The organism is Niallia sp. FSL W8-0951, from assembly GCF_038006525.1.
In the GTDB taxonomy this organism is placed as follows: Bacteria; Bacillota; Bacilli; order Bacillales; family Cytobacillaceae; genus Niallia; species Niallia circulans.
Map to the genome: position 1 here is coordinate 3,344,401 of NZ_JBBOVK010000001.1, position 12,765 is coordinate 3,357,165.

General features: G+C 35.6%; 9 protein-coding genes. 2 read left to right on the plus strand and 7 right to left on the minus strand.

Annotated features, from left to right (window positions below; genetic code table 11):
• Window positions 1-40: 40 nt before the first annotated feature.
• The 7 genes from NSS71_RS16380 to NSS71_RS16410 form a co-directional block, all read right to left on the minus strand.
• On the minus strand, window positions 41-2,041 hold the full coding sequence (locus NSS71_RS16380) for a methyl-accepting chemotaxis protein (RefSeq protein ID WP_341151825.1): 2,001 nt from the start codon (window positions 2,039-2,041) through the stop codon (window positions 41-43).
• Window positions 2,042-2,426: 385 nt separating this feature from the next.
• Window positions 2,427-2,957, minus strand: coding sequence for a hypothetical protein (locus NSS71_RS16385; protein WP_341151826.1), 531 nt, complete (start codon window positions 2,955-2,957; stop codon window positions 2,427-2,429).
• A 206-nt stretch (window positions 2,958-3,163) separates the two neighbouring features.
• A complete protein-coding gene (locus tag NSS71_RS16390; protein WP_341151827.1) occupies window positions 3,164-4,648 on the minus strand; it encodes an aldehyde dehydrogenase family protein in 1,485 nt (494 codons plus the stop codon).
• A 193-nt stretch (window positions 4,649-4,841) separates the two neighbouring features.
• Window positions 4,842-5,465 (minus strand): YesL family protein, encoded by a 624-nt coding sequence (locus NSS71_RS16395; RefSeq protein WP_047942071.1) that lies wholly within the window; start codon window positions 5,463-5,465, stop codon window positions 4,842-4,844.
• Window positions 5,466-5,574: 109 nt separating this feature from the next.
• A complete protein-coding gene (locus NSS71_RS16400) occupies window positions 5,575-6,468 on the minus strand; it encodes a carbohydrate ABC transporter permease (protein WP_341151828.1) in 894 nt (297 codons plus the stop codon).
• Window positions 6,469-6,481: 13 nt separating this feature from the next.
• A complete protein-coding gene (locus NSS71_RS16405) occupies window positions 6,482-7,351 on the minus strand; it encodes an ABC transporter permease (RefSeq protein WP_047942167.1) in 870 nt (289 codons plus the stop codon).
• A 184-nt stretch (window positions 7,352-7,535) separates the two neighbouring features.
• Complete coding sequence (locus NSS71_RS16410) at window positions 7,536-9,209, minus strand: sugar ABC transporter substrate-binding protein (RefSeq protein WP_341151829.1); 1,674 nt, start codon at window positions 9,207-9,209, stop codon at window positions 7,536-7,538.
• A 216-nt stretch (window positions 9,210-9,425) separates the two neighbouring features.
• Here NSS71_RS16410 and NSS71_RS16415 point away from each other — a divergent pair, with 216 nt between their 5' ends.
• Both NSS71_RS16415 and NSS71_RS16420 read left to right on the plus strand, forming a co-directional pair.
• Window positions 9,426-10,979 carry a response regulator transcription factor gene (locus NSS71_RS16415; RefSeq protein WP_095322491.1) on the plus strand — a complete coding sequence of 518 codons (1,554 nt, stop codon included), beginning with the start codon at window positions 9,426-9,428 and terminating at the stop codon, window positions 10,977-10,979.
• Window positions 10,979-12,691: a sensor histidine kinase gene (locus NSS71_RS16420; RefSeq protein WP_047942062.1), complete on the plus strand. Its 1,713-nt coding sequence runs from the start codon at window positions 10,979-10,981 to the stop codon at window positions 12,689-12,691. Before NSS71_RS16415 ends, NSS71_RS16420 begins: the two co-directional genes overlap by 1 nt.
• Window positions 12,692-12,765 lie beyond the last annotated feature (74 nt).

The following is a 12,765-nucleotide window of genomic DNA, read 5'->3' on the forward strand; positions in this document are numbered from 1 at the left end:
TATAAAAAAAGGGACGGATGAGAACCGTCCCCTTTTTTTCCTATATTGTAAATTTTGTGATCGTTTTTTCTAATTCAGCTGCTAAGTTTTTGAGGCTTTGGGCAGCTGAGGAAATTTCCTCTATTCCTGCTAGTTGTTCTTCTGAGGCTGCGGCAACTTCTTGTGTGCTTGCCTTTGTGTTCTTAGTAATAGTAGAGATTTGATTAAAGGAAGCAGATACCTCTTCTGCGCCTGCTGAAATCTCTTCTGAAGTGGCAGACATATTGGTAATATTATCAGAAACTTCATATGTCAATTCTAAGATTTCCATAAATAGTTCTCTTGAATTATTAGCAATCAATACACCGCTTTGAACTTCATCCATGACTGCATTCATTGATTCGCTCGTTTGTTTAATCTCCCCTTGAATTTTCGTTACTATCCCAGCAATTTCTTGAGAAGAACGCTGTGATTCTTCTGCCAGTTTCCGAACTTCATCGGCAACTACTGCAAATCCTTTCCCATGCTCTCCAGCTCTAGCTGCTTCAATTGCCGCATTAAGCGCAAGCAGATTTGTTTGATCAGCTATAGAAGTAATAACTTCCAATATTTTTACAATATCCTGTGATCTTACAATAAGTGATTTCGTCAATTCATCTGAGTTTTGAACCGATTGTTGAATTGTATTCATCTGGGTAATATTTTTTTCAACAGATTCCTTACCAGTTTGGGCTTTATTCAATGTTGAGCTCACCTTTTCAGAAATAGTCGCCGAAGCCTCTGCAATTTGCTGTACTCCTTGTGCCACTTCATCAAGCGCTTCTGTGCTTTCGGTCACCATTTCCGCCTGATCGGCTGCTCCTTCAGCAACAGTTTGAATCGATTCCGTTATTACTACACTTGTTTGATTGGATTGATCTGCACTCACAGCCAATTGCGCAGATGTTTCTGCTGTATGTTCAGAGCTTTCCTTCAACTGTTTAATCAATTCCCGCAAGCTATGTTTCATCGAATTCGTATTTTCCGCCAACTGGCCAATTTCATCTCTAGAGTGAACAGCTACATCCTTGCTTGTAAGATCTCCCGCTGCAACTAAACGAAGCTGAGCAACAATATTTCGGATTGGTTTTGTCATCCCGTTTGCAATCCAAATTGCTACACCAATTATCAGCACAGAAACCACTGCTATAATAATAATAGTAATACTCTTTATACTCTTTGTGACTTGTAATATATCATCGAAGGAAGTAAATAAATAAATCCCTAAACCAGCACTTTTTAGTGGAGCATAAGTAACTAGTTCTTCTTCTCCGTTAACATTTGCGTTCTTATTACCACTGGCTGTTTTTCCCTCCTCAAATATATCCATTACTTTTTGGGAAAATCCTGCTTCCTTAATTGTCTTACCGATTAAATCTGCATTAGGATAATATTGGATGATATCATTACTATCAATTAAAACAGGATATGTGCTACTATTTTGAGAAGTCTCATTTTGGAAAAATTGCTTTATAAGACTTTCAAAGTTAACGGTAGCAGATACAACTCCCACTACTTCTTTATTGGCATTTATAATCGGAGTGGCTATTGCAAGAACCCGATTCCCTGTTGAATTGGATACAAGTACATTCGAAACACTTTGTTCGCCTTTTATCCCTTTAATAAAATAATCTCTTTTTGATAAGTCTAGTTTACCAACTAGACTAGGGTCTGTATGTGCTTCCACCATTCCATCTTTTCCGATAACTACAACTGATTCATAAGTTGGATCTTGCTCTTTAACTATATTAATTTGTTTACTCCGAGCTGCAAGATCTCCATTGATAATGGTATCTGATTTCGAAATAAGCGTAAGTTCATCCAAACGTTTTTGAATCCATTCCTCCATGTTTTCAACAGTAGAAGCTGTTTGATTACCAAGCCATTCCTCTTCCTTGTTTAACGCATTATTACTACTTACATAATAAATAATACTGGAAGCTATTATTACTGGAATAAGACCAATTAATAAAAAATACAAAATAAATTTTGTTTTAATCGATCTGTCTTTACTTTTTTTCATCCTTCCTCGTCTCCTTTATGCATCTCTATTTAGCATCATAAAACATATAACTATACTGCTTAATATACATATCGACAAAATTTGACGTATATCAATACTTTAGACAACCGTTTTCGACATTTTTCTACCGAATTTAGTCTTCAGAGAGGCTGTTCCACCTATTCCCTATTATTTTCGAGAAACATTCAACCATATAACGCTTATTCTCTTCTCGATGGTATTACTTCCCTGAATGAGAAATTACTTTCATATTAGCTTTGGCCCGACATTCATCAATCGCGAGAAATGTCCCTAAGTAAACCAAAAAAGAAGCATAGGAAGACTCCTTAGCTTCTTTAATCTTTAATAAGGGAAGCAAAAAGACTGACTGTCCCTACGATTCCATTTATTCATAAGCATCTACTTCAACTGGCAGTTTAACATTATCCTTTTGGAAAGTCGCATACCATACCCAGAGATTATCTTGAAGGAAAAACTTATTTGGCTGGATATTGCCCTCACTAGTAATAATGATGGTTTTGGCGCTATCTTCGGCAAATCCATAAATAATGGAAAAATTCTTTTCGAGCTTATTATTTGCCTGCCAGGTAATAGAACCTCTCTCTTGTCTCTCTTCTTGAAACTCCTGAAATTCTAATATAGGATAAATAATTTTTTGAAAGTCAGTAAATTCTTTATTAGTAAGTACAGGAACAATCCCCGACCTATTTTCCGCAAAAACGATACGGGACTGCGCATCAAACAACAGGATTCGTTTGCAATCACCAAATTGTTCCGATACTTCTTCACATACCCTTTCTTCCAAAGATGATATAGGAGGAATAAAGACAGTTTTAGTTGGATTTGGATGCATCGCAATAAGGTAAATAACAAAAATGGTCAGAGCTAGCGCAACTATCAAAAGAATGTTCTTCATTACATGTTGCCCTCCCTTCTTCCTTCCTTATTACTATGTCTCGTGAAAATGAAATACACATTTATACAGAGTACTCTTTCCATTAATCCTAGTATATGAACAAAAAGAAGCTGACTTCAAAAGTTGTTCTTAAACGACTTTTGCGTCAGCCACTACTTGCTATATCATGCGATTAAAAAGCAATAAGAACCGTCCCTCCGATTCCCTTACTGCATAGAAACCCATACGCTCTTTACTTCTGTGTAGTTGTTTAAGGCATAAGAGCCCATTTCACGGCCGATGCCTGATTGTTTGTATCCGCCGAATGGAGAGGCTGCATCGAATGTATTGTAGCAGTTGACCCAAACGGTTCCTGCGCGGAGTTTGCTGGCGATGTAGTGGGCATTAGCAATATCTCTCGTCCAGACGCCTGCTGCTAAGCCATATTCACTGTTATTTGCACGTTTAATCAGCTCATCTAAATCGTCATATGGCATTGCCGAAATAACAGGTCCAAAAATTTCTTCCTTGGCAATCGTCATCTCATCTCGTACATCGGCAAAAACAGTTGGGGAAACAAAGTATCCTTCCTCACGTGGATTAAAACCACCTGCGACTAGCTGCGCGCCTTCGTTTAACCCTCTTTCAATATAACCAAGAACTCGTTGTTGCTGTTCAGCGGAAACAAGCGGTCCAATTTCTGTATCAGCGTGGATACCAGCACCTTGCTTCATTTTTTTCGCTTGATCTGCCATATCGGCAACGACATTATCAAAATGTTTCTTTTGAATAAAAACTCTAGATCCGGCACAGCATACCTGTCCTTGGTTGAACATAACACCATTAAATGCACCTGGAATAGCTTTTGTTAAATCTGCATCTGGCAGGATAATGTTCGGTGATTTCCCACCAAGCTCCAATGTAACTCTTTTCAATGTTTTAGAGGCATTCGCCATAATCATTTTTCCAACTTCCGTAGAACCAGTAAAAGCAATTTTATCTACTAAAGGGTGATCAACTAGCGGCTGGCCAGCTGTTTCCCCAAATCCAGGAACAATGTTCACAACCCCATCCGGGACCCCCGCTTCCTGGATTAATTCTGCTAAATAAAGAGCAGATAACGGCGTTTGCTCAGCTGGTTTTAATACCACTGTACATCCGGTTGCAAGAGCCGCTCCGAGCTTCCACATTGCCATTAACAGCGGGAAGTTCCAAGGGATAATCTGCCCAACTACTCCCACCGCTTCATGGCGTGTATAATTAAAGTATGGACCATTAACTGGAATCGTTTGTCCTGTAATTTTTGTACACCACCCCGCATAATAGCGCATATGCTCAATGGCTAATGGAATATCCGCATTAGTTGTTTCGCGAATCGGTTTCCCATTATCTAACGTTTCTAATTGGGCAAGCTCCGCACTGTTTTTCTCCATCAAATCGGCCAGTATGTACATAAGACGACTGCGCTCCGAAGCACTCATTTTTGACCAAGGTCCTTCGTCGAAAGCTTTCCGTGCCGCTTTCACCGCTAAATCAATATCTTCTGGACCTGCTTCATATACACTTGCCAAAACCTCATCTGTCGCTGGATTATAACTGTCGAATGTTTTTTGTGTTTGACTCTCCACAAATTCACCATTAATAAATAACTTTTTCTTACCACTTAGGAACTTTCCAACCTTTTCTTTCAAAACTACAGTCTGTTGGTTCATCGAATTCCTCCTTAAAAAGTAGATAATTTAATGGTCAGGCACTAATAATGGAAAACGCTTACAAAATAATGTTAACACTGTGGAAATAGAGATACAACTAATAAAAGAAGAAATATTTCGAGGATTTTTGACATGTTTGACGGCATTTGACAAGTAACGACAAGGGCGGCGAAAAAGAGGGATTATTCCCTCTTCACCTCTCATATCCTTCATAAATATTGAGAATGATAAAGGTAGTTATATAAGCAAATAAGGAAAAACCAATAAATAGACTAAAGTATAAAAGAAAGAAAAAGGAATAGACTGATATTCCCAAAGTTATAATAGGAGTCCCAGTAACCATTAGGACGGAAATTGTCTTAAAAGGGTGAACTAGTGCTATTTTCCAAGTGTTAATGATTGAATCCTTTACTGAATCTTTAAATCTTGCAACATAAGGAAATATAAAGCTAAACAATATTATATAAGCAAAAGAAAAAAGTCCTAGACTTATCTTAACAAGAAAAACTAAGTTTCCTGTATATTGATTCAGGTAATAGTAATCCATATACAAAATAATGCCGGCTGCTAATAAAATCAACCATATGATCGTACACTGTTTAAAGTTTTTGTGAAAGGCAGCGGCATATGCTTTAACGATTGATACATCTTCATTTTTAGCCATTTTTATTGTTATCGAATACATAGCTGTTAGTGCAGATCCTATTGTGACAATAGGCAAACAAGAAAGGAGAAATAGAGCATTTAGTAGGAATAAATTAACTATTTTTTCTAAAAATCGATAAAAGGGTCCGTTCCATTCAAAAATATTGTTCACTGTAAATCCTTCCCTTCCAAAGATTAGAGGTTATCGGTTTCATTAAAACTACAAGAATCAATGAAACCGATAACCTTATTACTTTTTTCTTTTAATCAAATCAATAAGGCTATTCTTTCACTGAACCTACTACAATACCAGTGATAAAGTATTTTTGTAGGATTGGGTAGATTAATAGCAACGGAACACATGAAACAACAATTTTTGCTGCATTAAGATTCTTGTTAGATACTTCTCCTGCATTTGCTAGGTCACTTGAAGTTGCTCCAGCTTTTAGCATTTCCTCAATACTGATTGTCAATGACTGGATATATGTCATTAATGGATAATTAGTTACTTTTGTCATATAAATCAACCCTGAGAAAAAGTCGTTCCAGTTTCCGACGATACTAAATAAAGCAACTGTCGCCAAAGCAGGCATCGATATCGGTATATATACTTTAATAAGTACCTGCAATGGGTTGGCACCATCCATAATTGCTGCTTCCTCTAGTGATTTGGGAACGCCGATAAAAAAGTTCATTACAAGGATAATGCTGAAAACCTGAACAGCTCCTGGAAGAACTAGTGCCCAAATCGTATTCAACATATCAAGGTTTTTCACAACCAAATAGGTTGGAATCATTCCACCATTAAACAGCATGGCAAAAATAATCAGATTCATATAGATTCCTCTGCCTCTAAATTCTCTTTTGGTTTTTGAAAGAGGATAGGCCATTGTAACAATTAATACCATGTTAATAACCAAGGACAAAATTACCCTCTGAATGGAAATACCAAAGGAGCGCCAAAATTGACTATCATCCATAATCATTTTATATGCCTCTAAGGTCGTATTAATTGGTGTTAGACCAACCTTATTACTAGCTACTGCATCGCCTCCGCTAAATGATATCGCTACAATATTCCACAATGGAAGCAAACAAGTAAGGGCAAGGAAAATAACGATTGCATAAATAGTTAATCTGCCACATTTTGCAGAAAAGCTCTTATTTTCTATCATATGTTCTCCCCTCCTAAAATAATTTGCGATCCGTATATTTTTTTGCTGCATTATTTGCTGATAGAATCAGGATAATTCCAATTACCGATTTAAATAAACCTACTGCAGTACCAAAGCTATATTCTCGCCCTATTAATCCCACTCGGTAGACATAAGTATCCAATATATCACCTGATTCATATACCATTGGGGAATAGAGATTATACACTTGGTCAAATCCAGCATTTAAAACGTTAGGCAAACTTAATACGGCCAACAACAGGATAATTGGCAGCATACCTGGAAGGGTAATGTTCCAGATGCGTTTCCACCAATTCGCTCCATCTATGCTTGCTGCCTCATGAAGCCCAGGATCAATAGCAGTTAATGCCGCCAAATAAACAATCGAATTAAAACCAAACTCTTTCCATACGTCTGTCCCTATCAGCAATGGTTGAAATAGTTTATTACTTCCAAGGAAATTCTGCTTATCTATGCCAAAAAAGGCTAGAAGCTGATTGATTGTTCCATCTAAGCTGAACATATTAACAACCACAGATGCTAGTACCACCCATGAAAGAAAGTGTGGTAAGTAAACAATTGTTTGAATAGATTTTTTCAGCAGTTTCAATCTGACTTCATTTAATAAAATGGCAAAAACAATAGCCAACAGAGATCCTAAAACGATTTTTCCAATAGCGATAACAATTGTATTTCTGAATAGTTTCCCAATATCAGGTAAAGAGAACATATACTTGAAATGTTCGAAGCCTACAAATTCTGAAGCCATTATTCCTTTTGCGGGTACATAATCCTGGAATGCCATGATTACCCCAAACATTGGAACAAACGTAAAGATAATCAAAAAAATCATCCCAGGAAGCAACATCGAATGATAAAACATCTCTTCTTTCGTTACTATTCTTTTTGATTTTTTCCTTTTGGCGCTAGGTAATGAATTTTTACCATTTTCTATTTTCAAATTCGGCTGCTGAAACATATTATTCCTCCTCACCATTCAGTTGTTCTAATAATATCTTTCCTTCTTAACAGAAGGATTCCATGATTAGAACAGCTTTAAATTTATATTATTTATCAGCTAACTCTTCTTTTATCTCAGCAGCTATTTCGTCTCCTCCTTGTTTCTTCCAATTAGCTACAAATGTATCAAAATAATCTAACGGTTTATTACCTGTTACAATTTTAATAAAATCTTCTTCTTCTAGTTTCAAAAGATTAGCACCCTTTTTCTCCATAGTTGGGGTGTTACCGAAAAATACTGGAGTAGTCCAATTGAATTGCTCTTCTTTTGTGAATTTATCAATCAAACTCATTCCGAGCATTCTAGAATGATATTTTGCCCACTCGGAAGTCCCTGCTCCTTCTGGATCATTCTGATATGCCATTATACTTTCCGTGTCAATTTTTAAACCAGCAGTAGGAATATCATCTATGGAAATTTTCCCTTCCACTGCTTCTTGAATATATTTATATTCATCTATAATATTGGTGGATTTATAAACTTCGATATTAAATGGCCTTGTGGAACCGTCCACTGCTAACTCGCCATATTTATAGATTTCTGGATAATCTTTCTGTAAGTCATCCGCATTTACAATTTCATCATAGAATAAGTTTAAAATTTTTATTGCTAATTCTGGATGCTCATAATCCTTTCGGACAACAATAAATTGACCTGTTGGGTTACTATGAAATACATTCACTTTTCCGTTTACTCCTTTTATTCCATAAGCGGCAAACTCAGCATTCTTATCCATTCCCCTTACTGTTGATAATCCCCAATCTGGTATATGCCATGGTCCCGTAACTATCCCAGTTTGACCATTTGTAACAAGCGCCATAATATCATCCCATATTCTTGTTCCAAACTGAGGATCTATGATACCTTTTTTAAACCAATCTGCCATTACCCCTAATGCTTGTTTCGTCTCTTCAGTTGTAGAACCATTGACAATATTTCCTTTATTATCTTCTAACCACATTCGAGGATGAGCATTGAACACTCCGGCAATGCTAGTCATATTCATGCCGCTTCCCCCGTAATCACCTGCATTTAACCAAGAAGCAAAAGGTATACCCACTGGCTTTCCTGTAGCACCTGGATCATTATCGACAAATGCCTTTGCTGTGCTCTCTAACTCATCTAAAGTAATTTGTCTATCTCCATCTGCATCTAATTTAATACCTAACTTTTCCACCCAATCTTTCCTAATCCACACTATATTTGGTGCAGAATCGCCAATTGTACCTGGAATAGCCATCAATTTTCCATCAAATGTTGCATCTTCTAGCGTTTTGTTATCATACGTACCATAAACCTCTTTTATGAAATCGCTCGCATTTTTATCATATACTTCTGTCAAGTCAGCAATTAGGTCATTTTCCACTAGCTCTTTTAGTTCTTCACGACTATCTACACGCATCATATCTGGTAACTCACCTGAGGCGATTGCAAGTGCTACTTGTCGATTATAGTCCTCACCTTCTGCTTCGAATTGATCCACTATTTTAGCATCTAGTTTCTCTTCTACTAATCTTGTGTATGCATTGTTTTCATAGGTGTCTCCTTCAGGCAATTTAGAATTGGCTGCGGTTACTCTCCCCATCTTAATAATAGTTTTCCCATCTTCTGTCACACTCTCACTAGATGAAGAATTATCCATACATGCAGTTAATGACAGTGTTAATGAAGCTGCCATTAATCCAAATGCCGCACGCTTACAAAATGTTTTGTATTTCATAAAATGTCCTCCCCCTTTTTATATAAGTTAAAAACAAGTTTTTTAAGGAATCTTACATGTTACCAAAATATAGTTAAAGTTTACTGGATTAACAAAGAGATGAATATATTAAATAAATCGTTTTCATGTACTTTTTTCCGGAAATTTTTCTGTTGATCATTAAAAAAAAAGACAATATGTTATAATCAACTAGAATTTTAGTCAGGAGGTATTACGATGCATCGTATATTAATAGCAGATGATGAAAAGGACGAACGTAGCGTTATTCGGTTTCTTCTTGATAAATTTCAATTTCAACTCGATATAGTAGAAGCAGCTAATGGAAAAGATGCCATCCACTTATTAGAGAAAGAATCAATTGATATCTTATTTACAGATGTGAAAATGCCTTTTGTCAATGGCATAGATTTAGCTAAAGTGGCCAAATCGATAAATCCCAATATCCAACTTATCTTTTTTAGCGGCCATGACGATTTCGATTTTGTCAAAAATGCTTTGTCGCTGCGAGCCGTTGACTATATATTAAAACCAGTTAATCCAAATGAATTAAAACAAACGATAGCATCTGTTATCAAAAATATGGAACAACGAAATCAGGAGCTGAAGAGAGAAAAATCGAATATTGCTTTCCTTAAAAACCATCTATTGTATCGATTATTGAATGGCACTTCCATAGATATATTAAAAAATGAATACCCTTTCATAGATATGGATTATTTATATGCATACAGCCGAATGATACTGATGCAATTTGAAGAACCTTTATTTGATAAATTGCTCAAAGAAGAGACCTCCCTCCTTTTCACACAAATCAAGCAATGTATGGAAGGAATGTCTTTTGACTATCTTCATCTAAATCCCTATCAATTATTACTCTTATTAAAGAAGCCGATAGAGCATACAGAAATAAGATTAATTGCCAAGAATATTCATCAGCAGATTCACTCCGCTCTTGGGATACATGGTTATTTTTCTATTAGTGAAGAAGTAGAAGCCCCAGAAAAAATTCCTGAACGATTTAAACAAATCGAATTTTATTTAGAAGATCGATTTTTCTATAAAGATAACTATCTTTATCCGATTGAATGTGGAAAGTTTGAACAAGAGGAATATTTAGAGCAGGATGAAAATTTTCTGCTATCGATACAGAATGCCATTCAATATGTAGATACATTTAGCTTTCGAATTAGCATAGATGCCCTTTTTCAAAAATATCATAGCAAAAAACAAATATCGCATATTTATGTACGTTATTTATTTTCACGATTGCTTCAGATTTTATGTAATGCCCTACCGGAGTACAAAGAAACGATATTAAATAAAAAAATATCAGCTATTTATAAATGCACTCATTTTTCAGAAATAGAACAAATAATAGAAGAAGTAAAAAGGGGTGTCTTATCCTTCCTAGAGAAAAAGGAAAAGTCACCTAAACATGTCATTCATATTGTAATGCAATATATCCATGAACATTATGCTGAAGACTTAAGCCTGAATATTCTTGCTGATAAAGTATACTTATCACCGCGTTATTTAAGTGATGTATTTATTCAAGAAACCGGTTCTGGGATCAACAAATATATAAAACAGGTTCGAATGGATGCGGCCAAGAACTTACTAATTCATACAAATATGAAAATCAATGATATTTGCAAGCAAGTAGGATATCAGAATATTTCCTATTTTGTCCGCAGTTTCCGCGAGAGTTTTGGTCTAAGCCCTGAAAAATTCAGACAATCAAATGGAAATACGAAAGAGAAGACGAATTAATGAATAAACTATCCCAATGGTTTAAAGATTTAAAATATCGAAGAAAAATATTGGTAATCTGCCTTCTATCCAGTTTATTGCCTGTTACTGCATTAGGAAGCTATTGCTACTTTCAAATTCAAAAACTATTAATCAATCGAGAAAAGGAAGTTTTAGAAGAAACCTTACATCAGGCTATTCTCAGTCTCGATTATAAAATTAATTCCTATAATGATGCCCTGAATCAAATTGTTTGGAATCAAAATATAAAAAGCGGGTTAACCGTTAATTATGACAATAACTTTGATATGTATACGATGTATCGAAATCATCTCAAGCCACTTATCTTCAATGTAAAGAATTCACAAACCGATATCAATCGGATAACAGTTTATAGCAATAACAATACATTATTCCCACATGGGACCTTTCTTCGACCTCTAACAGATGTAGAAAAATTAGAATGGTTTCCGGAAGTTATCAAAAATGCTTCCGCCCATTTAATCGTTTCTTCTGATAAAAACTCTTTTGAAATGGCTAGTAAAATATTTGATTATAATGGAAATAATATAAATATTGTCTACATGGATATCCATTATCAATCTTTCTTTAATCCATTATCCAACCTATTTGAGAATTCCTATGGACTCATTATTCTGGATGAGAAAAAGCAACCTGTTTACAATCATCAAAACTTTAATAAAAATAAACAATCTTATACACTCTCTGTAGACGAGTTATTAAACAAAATCAATAATGGATCGCTGAAAAACGAATATGTATACAAAAGTGCTAAATTTCAATCAAACGAGTGGACAGCTTATTTATTTCGACCATTTGATATCGTATCTCAATCTACTTCACCTATTATGACTTGGGTAATTATCGTTATTATCTTATGTATCTTTACTCTTTATCTTTCTATTTTTTTTCTTTCAAAGGTTGTTGTTCGTCCATTGGAGTTGCTTGCAGCAAATATGAAGCAAATTGAAAAAGGAGACTTAACTGTGACTGTGACCCATTCCTCTCAAGATGAAATTGGTGATGTAATTGGACAATTTGGAGACATGGTTCACAATCTGCAAGAAATGATTAATGAAGTTTATAAAAGTAAAATTGCTCAGCAAGAATATGAAATGAAAGCATTACAGGCACAAATCAATCCACACTTTTTTTATAATAGTCTTTCTCTGATAAATAGTAAGGCTATCCTTGTGGGGCAAGAAGACATTAGCGAGATGGCACAACTCCTTTCTACATTTTATCGTACTACCTTAAACAAAGGGAAAAATATGATTACCGTTAAAGACGAGATAGAAAATACGATTTCTTATATGAAAATACAGCAGATGATGCACAGTAATTCCTTTGATCTTTCAATTATTGTGGACGACCAAATTCTTGGACATACGATGATTAACCTACTACTGCAACCATTAGTAGAAAATGCTATTAATCACGGAATAGACCATAAAGAAGATAGAGAGAGAGGATTAGTAACGATTATTGGAAAACAGGCAGATAATGATCTCCTATTTACTATTTCAGATAACGGCAATGGCATGGAACCAGAAATACTAGAAACCATTCTAACTACTAAAACTGCAGGATATGGCGTACAGAATGTTCATCATCGAATTAAGTTGGCTTATGGGGAAGCCTATGGTTTATCTTATACTAGCAAGCTAGGAAAAGGGACAACGGTAGAGGTACGAATACCAAAGATTTTATAAATGATATGGCAGAGGACGGTTTTTATGGAAGATATTGCCCGCACAAAAAACGTCCATCTGCTTCCCCCTATATT